The organism is Streptomyces diastatochromogenes, from assembly GCF_002242805.1.
GTDB classification, from domain to species: Bacteria; Actinomycetota; Actinomycetes; order Streptomycetales; family Streptomycetaceae; genus Streptomyces; species Streptomyces diastatochromogenes.
The window spans coordinates 44,456-61,508 of record NZ_MCGQ01000028.1 but is presented as its reverse complement, the minus strand read 5'-3'; the positions used below and the strand labels follow the sequence as shown (position 1 = coordinate 61,508).

Annotated in this window: 8 protein-coding genes; 5 read left to right on the top strand and 3 right to left on the bottom strand. The window is 69.9% G+C overall.

What is annotated here, in order from left to right; all coding sequences use genetic code 11:
- Positions 1–694 (top strand): phthiocerol/phthiodiolone dimycocerosyl transferase family protein (locus tag BEK98_RS30030; protein ID WP_425276634.1); only part of this gene is annotated, 694 nt, incomplete at its 5' end.
- A gap of 27 nt (positions 695–721) precedes the next feature.
- On the opposite strand, the gene BEK98_RS30025 is transcribed toward BEK98_RS30030, so the two are convergent.
- Both BEK98_RS30025 and BEK98_RS49135 read right to left on the bottom strand, forming a co-directional pair.
- Entirely contained in the window at positions 722–2,101 is a 1,380-nt protein-coding gene (locus BEK98_RS30025; RefSeq protein WP_094219841.1) for a cytochrome P450, read from the bottom strand.
- 3 nt (positions 2,102–2,104) lie between these two features.
- Positions 2,105–2,254, bottom strand: a complete 150-nt coding sequence (locus BEK98_RS49135) for a hypothetical protein (RefSeq protein ID WP_167444291.1) — start codon at positions 2,252–2,254, stop codon at positions 2,105–2,107.
- Positions 2,255–2,556: 302 nt separating this feature from the next.
- Here BEK98_RS49135 and BEK98_RS30020 point away from each other — a divergent pair, with 302 nt between their 5' ends.
- The 3 genes from BEK98_RS30020 (at position 2,557) to BEK98_RS30010 (ending at position 6,102) form a co-directional block, all read left to right on the top strand.
- Complete coding sequence (locus BEK98_RS30020; protein ID WP_094219840.1) at positions 2,557–2,826, top strand: acyl carrier protein; 270 nt, start codon at positions 2,557–2,559, stop codon at positions 2,824–2,826.
- Complete coding sequence (locus tag BEK98_RS30015; RefSeq protein WP_094219839.1) at positions 2,816–4,039, top strand: beta-ketoacyl-[acyl-carrier-protein] synthase family protein; 1,224 nt, start codon at positions 2,816–2,818, stop codon at positions 4,037–4,039. Before BEK98_RS30020 ends, BEK98_RS30015 begins: the two co-directional genes overlap by 11 nt.
- 395 nt (positions 4,040–4,434) lie before the next feature.
- On the top strand, positions 4,435–6,102 hold the full coding sequence (locus tag BEK98_RS30010) for a glycosyltransferase family 2 protein (protein WP_094219838.1): 1,668 nt from the start codon (positions 4,435–4,437) through the stop codon (positions 6,100–6,102).
- 126 nt (positions 6,103–6,228) lie between these two features.
- On the opposite strand, the gene BEK98_RS30005 is transcribed toward BEK98_RS30010, so the two are convergent.
- Positions 6,229–7,221 carry a glycoside hydrolase family 5 protein gene (locus BEK98_RS30005; protein WP_094219837.1) on the bottom strand — a complete coding sequence of 331 codons (993 nt, stop codon included), beginning with the start codon at positions 7,219–7,221 and terminating at the stop codon, positions 6,229–6,231.
- Between the two features lie 393 nt (positions 7,222–7,614).
- On the opposite strand from BEK98_RS30005, the gene BEK98_RS30000 reads away from it, so the two are divergent.
- Positions 7,615–17,022, top strand: coding sequence for a non-ribosomal peptide synthetase (locus BEK98_RS30000; protein WP_094219836.1), 9,408 nt, complete (start codon positions 7,615–7,617; stop codon positions 17,020–17,022).
- Positions 17,023–17,053: the final 31 nt, after the last annotated feature.

Below are 17,053 nucleotides of genomic sequence, written 5' to 3'. Positions count from 1 at the left end.
AGTAGCACTGGTCGGTAAGGCCGGCCGCGGCACGGGAGCGCAGCCCGGCGTCCACAGGCGGCAGGTACGGCTCTCCGCCGAGTCCGTCGGTCAACTGACGCGTGCGGCCAAGGCGGCACGCATGAGTCTGCACGCGCTGGCCTGCGGCATCGCACTGCGCGCGGTCCACTCGCAGACGCCCTGCCCGGACGAGACCGTGCCCATGACGTGCTTGTCCACGCTGGATCTCCGGCGGCGGCTCAGGCCGCCCATGTCCCCGCACGAGATGGTGCTGGCCGCCACCGCCGCGCACGCCGTGGTCGAGGTGGGGCCCGACTGCCCTCCGGCCGGCATCGGACGCCGGGTACTGGAGCAACTGCGTGAAGCGGTCCTGAACAACACGGTGCAGAAGGCCATCGCCGCGACCGCCGAGCTGATGGACGAAGTGGCGCACGCTCCGATCAGTCTCCTGGTCAGCAACCTGATGACGAAGACCCCGCCGCTCCAGCTCCCCCCGGACCTGAGGTCCGGCCCCATCGACGGGTGCGCCCTTCCCCCCGGCCCCCTGCCCTCGGTCTTTCTCACCGGCAGTCAGGACGACACGGCGGGCCTCGACATCACCCTGGTCATGGCCGCGGACTGGTTCACCGCGCGGCAGGCCGACGCCCTGGCCGACGCCATCGAGGGGGCTGTCCACCGCGCGCTGCGCGAGTAGCCGCGGTGGACAGCGGCGCGGTCCCCGCTAGGGCACCTGGCGGCGGTGCAGCCGCAGATCGAGGTTGCGGGGTTCGATGATGCTGCGCCCGATGAGGGTGACCGGGCGGGACGTGGCGGGGGTGAGCTTCCAGTCGGCCAGGACGGACGCCAGGGACAGCATGACGTTCATGACGGTGAAGTCGTGGCCGACGCACTTACGGAACCCGGTTCCGAAGGGCACCATCTCCATCGCCCGCTCGGCCTTGGCCCAGCTGCGTCCGTCACCGCTCCAGCGCCCCGGGTCGAACCGGTCCGGCTCGGGGAAGAGATCGGGCCGGTGGTGAATGATGTACGGGCTGATCAGGATGTCGGCACCGTCCGGCACGCGGTACCGGCCCAAGGACGTGTCCGTGACGGAGGTCCTGCTGAACAGCCAGGCGGAGGGCCTGATCCGGAAGGCCTCGGTCACCACGGCCATCAGGTTCGGCAGCTGCGGAAGGTGCTCGTGCCGGGCGGGGCCGCCGCCGCAGACCTTCTGTACCTCGGCCGCGACGGCCGCGTCGAGGTCGTCGTCCAACGAGAGGTAGTACAAGGTCCAGGCGAGCATGGCGGCGGTCGTACTGATACCGGCGATGAACATGGTCATCACCTGCTCGCGTACTTCCGTGTCCGACAGCGCGTTTCCGTCGCCGTCCTCGGCCAGGAACATGGACAGCAGGTCGCCCTGGTCGGTACCGGCGCGGCGGTAGGCGGCGACCGTGGCGTCGATGTGCGCGTACAAGGAGTCGCGGGCCTGTGTGTAGCGCCGGTTGGCCGGCAGCGGCAGGCGCGTGATGCCGGGCGCGACCATGCGCAGGAACGCGCCACTGACCAGGACGTCCACGTCACCCAGCGTGCGGCGGACCGTGTCGGCGTCCGCACCGGTGCCGTCGAACCAGGACGCCAGCATCGTCGACACGGTGATCCGCATCGCGAGTTCCTGCATCAGCCGACGCACGTCCAGGACCTGTCCCTCGCGCCACTCCCGGGTGACAGCCGTGATCTCGCGGCCCGCCAGCTCCGCGTACCCCGGCAGCTTGCTCGGGTGGAAGGCCGGCTGGGTCAGCCGGCGCAGCCGGGTGTGCTTGGCGTTGGGGCAGGTCGCCAGGCCGTCTCCGAAGAACACCGAGATGTTGTCGAAGAAGGGGCCGCCCTTGTCGAAGTCGCGGTGGCGGCTCACCAGGATCTCGCGGACCAGTTCGGGACTGCAGACCACGTAGGTGGGGCGGGGACCGAGCCGGATCTCCACAAGATCGCCGTAGGACGGCAGACGGGTCAGAAATCGGGTGGGGTCGACGAGCAACTGCCGCAGGTGGCCCACGCCGGGCAGGCCACCGGGTGCGCGCGGGGCGGGAACGAGGGACGCGGGAAGGTCTGTCGTCGTCATCGCTCAGCTCCCCGCGCTCACGAGCAGACCGGACGCCCAGTCGGGCATGACGCGGTGCCGCATCCACGCGAGCGCGCTCTCGCGTGCCTGATCCAGGTGCGGGTTGATCCGCAGGGTCCACGGGGTGGTGAACACCGCTCCGGTTCGTGTCACGTTCGGCTGCTCCTTCGCTGGACTCCCCAGGATGGTGCGTTAGCAGGATTGCGTACGACAATTGCGCCCCGAAGGGTCCACTCCAACGAGCGAGCGCACGCGGGAGGCCCCGGGCGCCCCACGGTGATCTTGCGTCCGAATACGTCGATACCCCTTCACAACCCCGTAGTTCGTGACCCCGCCGGACCTCTGATGGTGTGCGGGGCGTGACCTCCGGGACCGGCCCCGCGACCAGGGCGCGCCATGCCACAGCCGTTACTGCTGCGAAGATCACGTCATTCGTCGGAAGGGGAGATCACGGCATGACACACGCAGCGGAACCGGATGCGGAACGGGTGCTGCCCGAGCGGCTCGTCGCCCTGCTGACCGGTCACCTCGATGTCGGGATGGCGCCGGAGCAGCTGACCGCCACGATGACGTTCGAGAGCCTCGGGATGGACTCGCTGTCGTTGATGGAACTGGTCGTGGCGGCGGAGCAGGAGTTCGGCATCGTCCTTGCCGAGGGCGAGCTGGACCTGTTCCCGGCCTCCACGCTCGGTGACGCGGCCCGGGCGTTCGAGCATGCGGCCTGAGATCGCAGTCACCGGGCTGGGCCTGGTGACTCCGGCGGGGCACACGGCGGAGGCGAACTGGGCGGCCCTGTGCCGGGGCCGCTCACTGGCCGCCCCCGACCCCGAACTCGCCGGGCTGCCCGTCGACTTCTCCTGCCAGGTGACCGGCTTCGATGCCGCGGCCGAACTCGGCCGGTCGCTCGCCCGGCGCGTGGACCGGTTCATCCAGTTCGCCCTGGCTGCCGCACGACGGGCCGTCGCCGACGCCGCGCTGGACACCGGCACCTGGCCGGCGGAGCGGGTCGGAGTGGTGCTCGGCGTCGGGTCCAACAGCCTCAGCACGTACGTCACCGAGTTCGGCCATCTCGGCGCGGACCAGCCCGAGCGGGTGTCGCCGCTCGCGCTGCCGCGCAGTGTGCCGAGCATGGCCGCGGGCGAGGTCGCGATCGACCTGGGCGCCCGAGGGCCGAACTTCACCACGTCCAGCGCCTGTGCCTCGGGCGCGACCGCGATCGGGGTCGCGCGGGACCTGCTGCGGTCCGGGACATGTGACATCGTGCTGGCCGGCGGCAGCGAGTCCGCGCGCTCCCGTATGACGGCCACCTGCTTCACCCGGATGCGGGCGCTGTCACGGCGACGTGAACACCCGCAGCTGGCCAGCCGGCCGTTCGACGCGGCACGGGACGGCTTCGTCCTCGGGGAAGGTGCCGCCGTCCTCGTCCTGGAACGCCTCTCCCACGCCGGCGCCCGCGGGGCACCGGTCCAGGCCGTGCTGCGCGGCTACGGCGCCGGGGCGGACGCACACCATCCGGTGGCTCCGCACCCGGACGGGCGCGGAGCGGAACGGGCCATCCGTGCCGCGCTGGAGGACGGGGCATGCGATCCGGGAGACGTGAGTCTCGTCCAGGCGCACGGCACCTCCACACCGCTGAACGACGCGGCCGAAGCCGCGGCTCTCACCCGGGTCTTCGGAGCGGACATGCCCCCCGTGACGGCCGCCAAGGGCGTGATCGGCCACGCCCTGGGGGCGGCGGGTGCGATCCAGGCGGCGTACACCGTCCTCGCCCTGCGCGGTCGGACGGTGCCGCCGGTGGCGAACTTCGAGGGCCAGGACGGCGACCACAAACTGGACGTCGTCGCCGGCCGACCGCGCCCGGTGGCCGGCAACACGGGCCTCAGCTGCTCGTTCGGCTTCGGCGGCCAGAACGCCGTCCTGCTGTTCACGGCCGACTGACCAGAAGGCTTCCTCCAGGCTCGGAACCGGGGCCCGGAAACCCGCACCGAGGCGCCGGCCGCGTAGCAGCATCCGGCCAGGTTCGCAGCGCGACCCAGCGGCGGACCGCCCGCGAGTAGCCCGATCGGTGCTGTCCCGGCGCACGGACGGGCGTCGTCGAGCCGGCGCCGGCGGTCACCGCCCGCTCTCCCGACTGCTGAGGGGGAACGCAAAAGGCCTGCTGAGAAGCGCTCCGACGCGCACGAGCGGACAGCCTTGCCGGCTCTTCGGCGGGTGCGTCGCTTCGCCGCATCCTCCCTTCGAGCGATCCGTGCAGCAATCGGCCCATCCGAGCGCAAGGCTCGCGCCCGGGCTGGCTACAGGATGGAGGTGACCAAGATTTCAAGGACAATCGGATGAGCCTCGATTCACATGAGGTCATCGCGACAGAGACCCCGCCGACGGTCGCCCGGCAGACAGCTCCCCGGTCCGGGCAGACCGGCAACCCCGTACTCCCCGAACCCCCGAACGACAAGGAGAAGTACTCCTACGTCAGGCGTCACCTCTGGGTGCTCACGACCGCCTCCGTCATCAGCATGAGCTGTCTCGTCTACAGCCAGTTCAGGCTGCTCCACTCCTCGCCGTGGCTGATCGTCCTGCTGCCGTGCCTGGGCTTCACCGTCCTCTACTACGTCACCTCGATGCGGGTGAACGCCTTCACCGCCGACTTCGATCTGAAGGCCCACCGCCGACTGGTCCAGGACTGGCGGCCGAAGGCATACCCGACGGTCGCGGTCTTCCTGCCCGTGTGCGGCGAGCCCGTCGACGTCCTGGAGAACACCTGGACGCATGTGCGCCGGCTCGCCGACCGTTACCCCGGCAAGGCCACCCCGTACGTGCTCGACGACTCCGCGACCCCGGAACTCGCCGTCATGGCCGAGAGGTTCGGCTTCGTCTACGGCAGCCGGCCCAACCGGGGCTGGTTCAAGAAGGCCGGCAACCTGCACTACGGGCTGGGGATCTCCGACGAGGAGTACATCCTCATCCTCGACGCCGACTTCGCTCCCCGGGCGGACCTCCTGGAGGAGCTGCTGCCCTACATGGAGCAGGACCCGGAACTCGGCATCGTCCAGTCACCGCAGTACTTCCGCGTGCTCGACCGGCAGACGTGGATCGAGCGCGGTGCGGGTTCCGTCCAGGAGCTGTTCTACCGGGCGGTCCAGATGTCCCGTCAGCGTCATGGCGGCGCCATCTGTGTGGGGAGCTGCGCCGTGTACCGGCGGACAGCGCTGGAGGCGAACGGCGGCACCACCCTGATCGAGCACTCGGAGGACGTGCACACGGGCTTCGACCTGCGTCGCCTCGGCTGGGCCCTGCGCTATGTGCCGATCCCGCTCGCCACCGGCAACTGCCCGGACAACGTGAGCGCGTTCTACCACCAGCAGTACCGCTGGTGTGCCGGGTCCATGAGCCTGCTGGGAAGCAAGAAGTTCTGGGACACCAAGCTCCGGCTCACCACCCGGCTCTGCTACGTGTCGGGCTTCTTCTACTACCTCCACACGGCACTCTTCACCTTCGTGGCGCCGCTGATCCCGATCGTGCTGCTGGTGGCCATGCCCGACAAGCTCAAGGCCGTGAACACGGTGCTGGTCCTGCCCAGCGTCATCTACACGGTGCTGATCTTCCCGTGGTGGCACCGGTGCCGCTACCGGCTCGAGGCATGGGCCGTGCGCATGCTGTACGGCTGGGCGCACCTGTTCGCCATCTGGGACATCGTGCGCGGCAGGCGCCAGTCCTGGCGGCCGACCGGCTCGGCGGCCGCGGGCCGGAGCACGAACCGACGGTTCTGGATCGGTGTCTGGGGCTGGAACGGCGGTACGGCTCTCCTGTGGGTGTGCGGCGCGATCTGGCGAACCGTCACCCTGTACCCGCCGGACTTCTTCATGGTGCTGGCCTCCGGCCTGTTCTACGCCGTGATCGTGGGCCGCGTCCTCGTCCAGCCGCGTGCCGCGACCAAGGCGCGGGTACCCCTCATCGCGCCGAGGAAGCTGATGGAGCCCGCGGAGAGTCTCGGGGGAGCGTGAAACGAGCATCTCGGGGGAGCGTGCACCACGACGAGGTCCTCAGAGCCCGGATCCGGGCTCTGAGGACCTCTCGGCGTCGTCCGGGTCTTCCGGGTCCATCGGGTCTTCCCGGCGGGTACGGCGACCTCAGCCTCTGATCCGTTTCCGGATCCAGGCGCCGTTCGACGTGAGGGCGTCGGAGCGGGAGAAGGCGCCGGCACGACACGTGCCGTCCTTGAAGACCGCGTGTTCCCGGTCGTGGTCGGAGTAGCTCCAGTTCGTCCAGCCGATCTTCTTCTTCGCCATCAGGTCGACCCACTTCTGCGCCATGGCGTGGTCGCTGCCGTAGCCCGACCACGACGCGATTCCCCACTCGGTGACGAAAACCGGGAGCTTGGACGAGGCACGGTCCAGGATTTCCATGTACCCCTCCGCCGCTACTCGCGCGTAGAAGTGAAAGGTGTACATGATGTTCTTCGCGGCAAGGGGATCGTTGACGACCGTCCGCTCGTCGGAACCCTCGGACGCGCTGAACGTGGACCAGCCGGGCGTCGGGACGAGGATCACGCTGTCGGGGTCCTGGGAGCGGATCACCGGAATGAGCTTTTCCGCGTAGCTCTTGATGGTCGGCCAGTTCACACTGTGGGGCTCGTTGGCGACTTCGTAGATCACATTGGGCGCGTTCTTGTGCCGCTGCGCGACGTCCTTGAAGAACTTCTTCGCGTTCTCGAGGTCCTGGTACGGATCTCCCGGGTTGAGCATGTGCCAGTCGACGATGACGTACATGCCACGGGCGCTCGCCCGCTCGATCAACCGGTCCACCAGGTCGGTGAACTTCTTGGGATCCGACTCGTACCCGCCCTGGCGCGCGTACGTCGCGACACGCAGGACGCTCGCCTTCCAGTCGTGCGCCAGCACGTCCAGGGCGCGGCCGCTCAGACAGTGGGCGAACCACTGCGTACCGTGCGAACTCATACCGCGCAGCTGGACCGGCTTGCCCGATGCGGAGCACAGGTGCGTGCCGCAGACGCGGAGCTTGCCGTACGCCTGGACCGGAGTCCTGGGCTTGGCGGCCGGCCGGTTCTCCGCTCCGTGCGCCGCGGTCGCGGACAGCAGACCGAGGGCCGCCGCCAGAGCCATGGCGCTCCGGGGGACCCAACGGTTTCGGAAAGGTAGTGAGCGCACCTCGGCCTCCGGTTTCCTAGGGACAGTTCTGCACAGCACACTCGACGAAATAGACGCGGTAACTGAGGCAGCACCAGCGCGCTTCGTCCGAGGGACAGAGAATTTCACTCCCACGGGGCACGGAAGCCCCCCGTCACCGGGTGCACAGCTCTGGTCAGGACGTCCGGCCTTCCGAAGTGCGATCTCTGACCAACTTCTTTCACCTCGGTGGCCAATTCCCCGAGCCGCCCTAACGTGGGTGCGATGAGTGCCCCGTTGATCTGATGACGGTTTCCTCGCGCTGGGCGGGCAGGCGCTGCCGGCCTCTCGAAAGCAGGTGCGCAGAGTGATCGAAAGGTGAACGAGGAAATGATTCCCCTGTCGTACGCGCAGCGTCGTATCTGGTTCATCAACCGCTTCGAAGGCCCGTCCTCGACGTACAACATCCCGCTGCTCCTGCGGTTCCACGGAACGCTGGACGCGGCCGCGTTACGTACGGCGTTCCAGGACGTGATGGCGCGCCACGAGGTCCTGCGCACGGTCTTCGGCGAAGTGGACGGCGAGCCGTTCCAGCGCATCCTCGACCCGGCCGAGGTCGAGCTGCCCTGGAAGGACTGGGGGCGGGTGGCCCCTGACCGGGTGCCCGGTGTGATCTCCTCGGTCACGAGCGGCTGGTTCGACCTGTCGGCCGACGTACCGCTGCGCGGAAGCCTCGTCCAGAGCGGTGACGAAGAGTTCCTGCTGGTGCTGGTGATCCATCACATCGCCGGTGACGGTGCCTCCTTGGCGCCGCTGGCACGGGACGTGTCCGTCGCGTACCGCGCGCGGGTGGCCGGTCGTGCGCCGGAGTGGACGGAACTGCCGGTGCAGTACGCGGACTACGCGGTGTGGCAGCGGGAGGAACTGGGGGACCTGACAGACCCGGAAAGCCTCCTGTCGGTCCAGGCGGCGTACTGGCGCGAGGAACTCGCCGGCGTGTCGAAGCCGCTGCCGCTGCCGCTGGACCGGCCCCGGCCCGAGGTGGCCAGCCACCGGGGCGGATCGGTGGAGATCGGCCTCTCGACCGGGACGCGGACGCGGGTCGAGGCGATGGCCCGCGCGCACGGTGCGACGGTGTCGATGGTGTTCCAGGCCGCGCTGACCGTGGTGCTGCACCGGATGGGCAGCGGCGACGACGTGACGGTCGGCTCGCCGATCGCGGGGCGCACCGACGAGGCACTGAACGATCTGGTGGGGTTCTTCGTCAACTCCTGGGTGCTGCGGGTCCGGCTGTCCTCCGACTCGTCGTTCGAGCGGGTGCTGGGACAGGTCCGGCAGAAGGCGCTCGCGGCGTACGAGAACCAGGACGTCCCGTTCGAAAGACTGCTCGAGTTGCTGCGGCCGGAGCGGTCGGCCGCGCACCATCCGCTGTTCCAGGTGGTGCTCGCGTGGCAGAACAACGTGCCGCCGGAACTGGACATGCCGGGTCTGACGGTGTCGATGGAGCCCATCCCGACCGGCACCGCCAAGTTCGACCTGTTCTTCAACCTGGCGCCGGACGAGTCCGACGGTTCGGTGATGGGGGAGATCGAATACGCCACCGACCTCTTCGACCGTTCGACGGTGGAGGAGATCGCGGCGCGGTTCGTGCGCGTGGTGGAGCAGGTGGCCGCCGACCCCGGGATCACCGTCGGCGCCGTCGACGTGCCGGCCGTCGGGACTGAGGCGGCACTGCCGGACGTCGCGGCCCGCCCGCTCGACGCGGATGAGCGCCACAAGATCCTCGTCGAGTGGAACGACACGGCCCGCGACTTCCCCTGCCCGGGCCCGCTCCATCTCCTCTTCGAGGAGCAGGCGAGACTACGGCCGGACGCGATCGCGGTCCGCTGGGCCGGCGGGACCATGACCTACGGCGAGCTGAACCAGCGGGCGAACCGGATCGCCTGGGATCTCAAGGAACGCGGGGTCGGCCCCGAGACCGTGGTCGGCATCGGCATCCGCCGCGGCCCGATCATGATCGCCGCGGTGTTCGGCGTACTCAAGGCCGGCGGGGCCTACCTGCCCCTGGAACCGTCGCTGCCGGCCGACCGCGTCGCCGGCATGCTCGCCGACACCGGGGCGCACCTCGTGTTGTCCACCTCGGACACCGAGCCCCTGGCTCTCCCTGAGGGCGTCCAGCTCGTCGAGGTGGACGGGGCCGAGGCGGCGCAGGCGGGGCTTCCCGATCCTGAGCCGGTCGCCGGGCCGGACAACACCGCGTATGTCGTCTTCACCTCCGGCAGCACGGGCAAGCCCAAGGGCGTGGTGGTGACCCATCGCCCGGTGCACAACCTGCTCAACTGGTGTTACCGCACCTTCGACTTCGGCCCCGACGACGTGGCGCTGTGCGTCACCTCGCTCGGCTTCGACCTGTCGGTCTTCGACATCTTCGGTCTCCTGGGCTGCGGCGGCGGTCTGTACGTCGCCGACGAGGCCGAGCAGCGCGATCCCGAACTGCTGCTCGACGTGCTGCTCACCGAGCCGATCACCTTCTGGGACTCCGTGCCCACCACCCTCAACCAGCTTCCGCCCCTGCTGTCCCAGAAGGACGAGTGGGAGGGAACCGACGACCTCCGCTTGGTGTTCCTCTCCGGTGACTACACGCCGTTGTCCCTGCCGGACGAGATCCGCAAGGTGTTCCGGAACGCGGAGATCATCAGCCTCGGCGGGGCCACTGAGGCGACGGTGTGGTCGAACTACTTCCGCGTGCGCGAGATCGATCCGGACTGGCGCAGCATTCCTTACGGCCGTCCCATCGACAATGCGCGCTATTACGTCCTCGACGAGGACATGGAGCCGTGTCCGGTCGGTGTCGAGGGTGATCTGTACATCGGTGGGGACTGCCTGTGCGTCGGCTACGTCAACCGGCCGGATCTGACGGCGGAGCGCTTCGTCCGGGATCCGTTCAGTGAGCGGGAGGGTGACCGGCTCTACCGGACCGGTGACCGGGCCAGTTTCTTCCCGGACGGGAACATCTGCTTTCTCGGCCGCGCGGACAACCAGGTCAAGCTGCGTGGATTCCGCGTGGAGCCCGGCGAGATCGAGCACACCCTGGCCCGCCATCCGGCTGTCCGCCAGGCCATCGTCACCGCCCGCGAGGACCAGCCCGGAGACCTGCGCCTGGTCGCCTACGTCGTCGCCGACCCCGAAGCCGTGGACAGCGCGGGCGGGGCGGACGAGCAGGTCGGGGAGTGGCAGGAGGTCTACGACCACGCCTATCTGGACGCCGGCGACCACGAGTTCGGCGAGGACTTCGTCGGCTGGAACAGCTCGTACACGGGTGAGCCGATTCCGCTGGAGGAGATGCGCTCTTGGCGGGATGCGGCGGTGGACCGTGTCCTGTGCTGGTCGCCGAAGCGGGTCCTTGAACTCGGTGTCGGATCGGGGCTGTTGCTCGCGCATCTCGCGGGGCGGGTGGAGGAGTACTGGGCCACGGACTTCTCGGCGCGGGTGATCGAGCGGCTGCGGCAGCAGGTGGCGGAGGCGGGTCTGGCGGATCGGGTCGAGCTGCGGTGCCAGGCGGCCGACGATCTGTCAGACCTTCCGCGTGATGGGTTCGACACGGTGGTGCTGAACTCGGTCGTGCAGTACTTCCCGAACGAGCGGTATCTGGAGCAGGTCCTGAACGGCGCCTGGGAACTGCTTGCGCCGGGCGGCCGGATCGTCCTCGGCGACATCCGGCGGGCGGCATCGCTGCGGGTCCTGCAGACGGGCGTCCAGCGGACCAAGCACCCGGATGCCACACCGGCCGTGCAGCGCAGCGCCGTGGAGCAGGCCGTGCTGCTGGAGAAGGAACTGGTCGTCGACCCGGAGTGGTTCCTGCGCTGGGCCGACCGTGCCGGAGGAGCTGCCGTCGATGTCCGGGTCAAGGAGGGCAGCGCCCACAACGAGTTGACCCGGCACCGGTACGAGGTTGTGCTGCACAAGTCGGGTGATGTGTTGTCCTTGGCGGCCGTGCCCTCCTTGGTGTGGGACGGGGACCTCGACCGCCTCACCGATCACGACGAGGCAGTCGTACGCATCACGGGCGTCCCGAACGCGCGCCTGACCGAAGAGGCTGCGGCGGCACGCGAGTTGGGCCAGGAAGACTCCGGCGCGCCGACGGTCCCGCCGCTGGACCCACCCGAGATCCGCACGTGGGCCGAGCGGCACGGATGGGAAGCGCTCGTGACGCTCTCGGCGACCGCGGTCGACCAGGTGGACGTGCTCGCCTTCCGGGACGGCCCGGTGGCCGGCCGGATCCTGACCGGGTCGTACGTGCCAGGGCAAGGGGACCGGGCGCCGGTCAACAACCCCGCGGTCGCGAGCGGCATCACCGCACTGCTGCCCACCCTGCGCGCCCACCTCCGCGAGACCCTGCCCGAGTACATGGTGCCGTCCGCGATCGTGCCGATCGGCAGTGTGCCGCTGACGGACAACGGCAAACCGGACCGGCGCGCGCTGCCCGTACCCGACTACTCGGCGGGCAGCAGCGGCCGGGCTCCGTCGACACCGGAGGAGGAGTCGCTGTGCGCGCTGTTCGCCGCGGTGCTCGGACTCGACCGGGTCGGGGTGGACGACAACTTCTTCTCCATCGGCGGGCACTCGCTGCTGGCGACCAAGCTGGTCAGTCGTATCCGAGCCGAGCACGGCGTGGAGATCCCGATCCGGATCGTCTTCCAGGCGCCCACGGTCGCCGAGCTGGCGGCTCATCTGACGACCGCGAGCACCGGTCGGTCGCCCTTGGTCCCCCAGGTCAGGCCGGAGCGGCTTCCGGTCTCCTTCGCGCAGCAGCGACTGTGGTTCATCCACCGGTTCGAGGGGCCGTCGGCGACGTACAACGTCTCGCTCGCTCTGCGGATGCGCGGTGACCTCGACGCGGTCGCGCTGCGCGGGGCCCTGCGTGACGTCGTGGTGCGGCACGAGTCTCTGCGCACCGTCTTCGGCGAGGACGCCGGGCAGCCCTACCAGCGGGTCCTCCCGCCGACCGCGATCCAGGTGCCCTGGGAGGAACGCGAGGTCACCGAGGCCGAACTCCCCGACGTCCTGCGGGAGGCGGCACGTCTGCCGTTCGACCTGGCGGCCGAGATCCCGATCCGCGCGTGGTTGTTCCGGCTCAGCGCGAGCGAGTCGGTGTTCCTGATCGGCGCGCACCACATCGCGTCCGACGGCTGGTCCGCCCGCCCGTTGGCGAAGGACCTCATCACCGCCTACGCGGCCCGACGTGACGGCCGGCAGCCGGAGTGGGAACCGCTTCCGGTGCAGTACGCGGACTACACGCTGTGGCAAAGGGACCTGCTGGGGGACAGCGACACCCCGGACAGCCTGTACCGGCGTCAACTGGACTACTGGACCACCCACCTGGCCGGCTTGCCGGAAGCCATCGAGCTGCCCGCCGACCGGTCACGGCCCGCGGTGGCGTCCTTCGAGGGCGACCTGGTTCCGATCGAACTCGACGAGGAGCTGACCGAGGGCATCCGGCGGGTGGCTCGGGAGACCGGCGCCACTGTGTCGATGGTGCTGCAAGCCGGGCTCGCGGCGTTGTTCACCAGGCTGGGTGTGGGCACGGACGTGCCGATCGGTTCGCCGATCGCGGGCCGTACCGACGAGGCACTCAACGGACTGGTCGGCTTCTTCGTCAACACCTGGGTGCTGCGCGCGGACACCTCCGGCGACCCCGGGTTCGCCGAACTCATCGGCCGCGTACGGGAGATGAGCCTCGCCGCGTACGACCACCAGGACATTCCCTTCGAGCACCTGGTCGAGGTGCTGAACCCGGTGCGCTCGACCGCGCACCACTCGCTCTTCCAGGTGCTCCTGGTACTGCAGAACAACGCGGCAGCGGAGTTCACCCTGCCGGGCCTGAGCGTGACCGAGGAGCTGTTCAGCCCGGGTGTCGCGCACTTCGACCTGTCCATCAACCTCGGCGAACAGGACGACGACGGCGCACGGGCCCGGATCGAGGGGTTCGCGGAGTACGCGACCGAGCTGTTCGACGCCGGGACGATCACCACGATGCTCGACCGATGGCTGCACTTCCTGCGTCAGGTGGTGGCCGCCCCGGACACGCCCATCGGGTCGGTGGACATCCTCGCCGACGGCGAGCGCGGGACGCTCACCCGGTGGGGCGGCCAGGGCCGGGACGCCGGGTTCGAGGCCGGCACCGTTCACCAGCGGTTCGCCGCCACGGCCGCCGCGTCCCCGGACGCGACCGCTCTGGTCTCCGCGGACGGCGCGCACAGCTGGACCTACGCCGAACTGGACCGCTGGTCCAACCGCATCGCCCACCACCTCCGGGCACGAGGCGCCCGCCCGCACACCCGGGTGGCGCTCGTGCTCGAACGCTCGCCCCTGCTGGTCGCGGCGATCCTCGGGGTGCTGAAGACGGGCGCCGCCTACGTGCCGGTCGACCCCACCTATCCGCCCGAGCGCATCGAGTTCATGCTCGCCGACCTCACCCCCGCCGTCGTAGTGGACGACACCCTCGCGGGCGAGGACCTCACTGCTCACCCTGACTCGGCACCCGAAATCGGCGTCGGGGAGCACAGCACCGCGTACGTGATGTACACCTCCGGTTCCACGGGCCAGCCCAAGGGTGTCGAGGTGACCCACCGGAACGTGGTCGACCTCGCGCTCGACGACTGCTGGGCGGACGGGACGTACCGTCGCGTCCTGATCCACTCGGCGCACACGTTCGACGCGGCCACCTACGAGCTGTGGGTGCCGCTGCTCAACGGCGGCACCGCTGTGGTGGCGGCCGCCGGTCAGCTGGACACCGCGGTGCTGGCCGCCGTGATCGTGGAGCGCGAAGTGACCGACGTGTGCCTGACCACGGGCCTGTTCGCCGTGATGGTCGAGCAGCACCCGGAGTGCTTCGCGGGCGTGGCCGAGGTGTGGGCGGGCGGTGAGGTCATGCCGCCCTCCGCCGTCCGCCAGGTGCTCGGTGCCTGCCCCGGCCTCACCGTGGTGAACGGGTACGGGCCGACGGAGACCACGGCGTTCGCCGCCAGGTACCGGATGACCTCGGTCGACGACTGTGCCGACCCGGTGCCGATCGGTGGCCCCATGCAGGGCACCGTGCTGCATGTCCTGGACGAGCGGCTCCAGCCCGTGCCGCCCGGCGTGGTCGGTGAGCTGTACATCGGGGGCGCCGGCGTGGCTCGCGGGTACGCGGGCCGCCCGGGCCTGAGCGGGGGGCGGTTCGTCGCCGACCCGTTCGGGTCGCCCGGGGCGCGCATGTACCGCACGGGTGACCTGGTGCGCTGGAGTTCCGCCGGGCATCTGGAATACGTCGGCCGGGTGGACGACCAGATCAAGATCCAGGGTTTCCGGGTGGAGCCGGGTGAGGTCGAGGCGGCGCTGCGCAGGCGCGAGGGTGTGGCACAGGCGGTCGTGGTCGGCCGCGAGGACCGGCTCGGTGAACGGCATCTCGTCGCCTACGTGGTGCCCGACGCGTCGGGGTCGTCCGACGACGAGGCCGACCAGCAGGTCGGGGAGTGGCGCGAGATCTACGACTCCGTGTACGGCGAGACCGAGGTGGACCTGGGCGGAGTCGGCGACGACTTCACCGGGTGGAACAGCTCCTACACCGGTCAGGCCATCCCGTTGCCCGAGATGCGGGAGTGGCGGGATGCCATGGTGGGGCGGGTGCGCGCGCTGCGCCCGCGGCGGGTGCTGGAGATCGGTGTCGGTTCGGGCCTGCTGCTGGGACCGCTCGCGCCGGAGGTGACGGAGTACTGGGGCGTCGACTTCTCCGCCCCCGTCATCGAGCGGCTGCGGGCCCAGGTCGGCGCCGACCGGCGACTGTCGGAGAAGGTGACCCTGCGCTGCGGGCCCGCCGACGAGGCGGGCGACCTTCCCCTCGCGCACTTCGACACGGTGATCCTCAACTCGATCGTGTCGTACTTCCCGGACGCCGACTACCTCGCCAGGGTGCTCGACATCGCGCTGGCCAGGCTGGCCCCGGGCGGGCGGATCGTCGTCGGTGACATCCGCAACCACCGCACCCAGAAGGCGTTCACCGCGGCGGTCCACCGTTCGCGGCACCCGGACGACCGGGCCGCCGCCGTGCAGGCCGCGGTGTCCCGCGCGCTGGTGGACGAGAAGGAACTGGTCATCGATCCGGACTACTTCACGCAGTGGGCCGACGCGCATCCGGACGTGGTCGCCACCGACATCCGTCTCAAGCAGGGCAGCCACCACAACGAGCTGACCCGTCACCGCTACGAGGTCGTACTGCACAAGGGCCCGAACCGGGCCCTGGACCTCGCGGACCTGCCGGTGGCGGCCTGGGGAAGCGACGTCCACCAGCTGTCCGACGTGGCGACCGCGCTCGCGCGGCACGGCCGGGTCCGCCTCACCCGGGTGCCGAACGCCAGGCTGGTCAGCGAGGCCGGCGAGTGGGGTGGTCCGATCGACGACCGGGGCGCGCTCGACCCGGCCGAGCTGGAGGCCTGGGGCACCGCACAGGGGCTCGCGGTGTACTGCACCTGGTCGCCGGAGTCGGCGGAGCACTTCGAGGCGGTGCTGCTGCCCGACGTCGACGCCCCTGTCTGCGACGGCGTGTACCGGCCCGCGCCGACGCCGTCCGGGCGGCTCGTCAACACGCCCGCGGTCTCCGGCCGTGCGTCCCGGCTGCCGTCGCAGCTGCGCGAGGAACTGACCCGCGAACTGCCGGCGTTCATGGTGCCGAGCGAGATCATGCTCCTCGACCGGCTGCCGCTCACCAAGAACGGGAAGGTGGACCGCGCCGCACTGCCCGACCCCGACCCGACCGGCGGTGAGTACCGCGCCCCGCGCACACCGCGCGAGGAGGCTCTGGCCGGGTTGTTCGCCGAGGTGCTGGGCCTGGACCGGATCGGGATCGACGACGACTTCTTCGCCTGCGGCGGCCATTCCCTGCGGCTGACCCGTCTGGTCTGGCAGATCCACGAGAAGCTGGGCATGGAGGTCCCGATCCGGACGGTGTTCCAGTACCCCACGGTGGCCGAACTGGCGGAGCGGCTGTCCGCGGACGCGGAGGTCACCTTCGAGGACCCGTTCGCCGCCCTCCTGCCGATCCGCACCGAGGGGGACAGGCCGCCACTGTGGTGGCTGCACCCCGGTGGCGGCCTGAGCTGGCCCTACCTGAGCTTCGGGCGGCACATCGACCCGTCCTGGCCGCTCTACGGCATCCAGGCGCGCGGCTTCGACGGGGTCACGCCCCGGGCGACCTCCATCGAGGACATGGTCGAGGACTATGTGCGGCAGGTGCGGGACGTCCAGCCGAACGGACCGTACTACCTGCTCGGCTGGTCCTTCGGCGGCACCCTGGCCCACGCGATGGCAGCGGAGCTGCAGCGCCGCGGCGAGGAGGTCGCCCTGCTCGCGTTGCTGGACTCGGCGCCCGCCAGCCACTTCGCCGACCTCGAACTCCTCGACGAGGACATGGTGCGGATGTTCCTCGTCAACTACATGGGCCACCTCAAGGGAATGGAGGAGTACGAGTTCCTGGTCGGCACCGCTTCGGAGATCTTCATCGAGCACCTGGAGCAGATGCGGCGCTACACCTCGCCCCGGTACCGCGGCGATGTCGTCTTCTTCAACGCGCTCCTCGATCCGGAGACCCACGACAAACGCCATCTGGACGCGGAAATGGACGTGCTGTGGCACGCGTACGTCGACGGTCACGTCCAGCGCTTCGACGTCGCCTGCGCCCACAACGAGATGTACTGGCCGCGCAACGCGGCCGAGATCAGCCGTGTCGTCAACCGCATGCTCCGGGAGACGCGGCATCCGTGACCGACCTGCGGGCGGCAACTCCGAAAGTCGC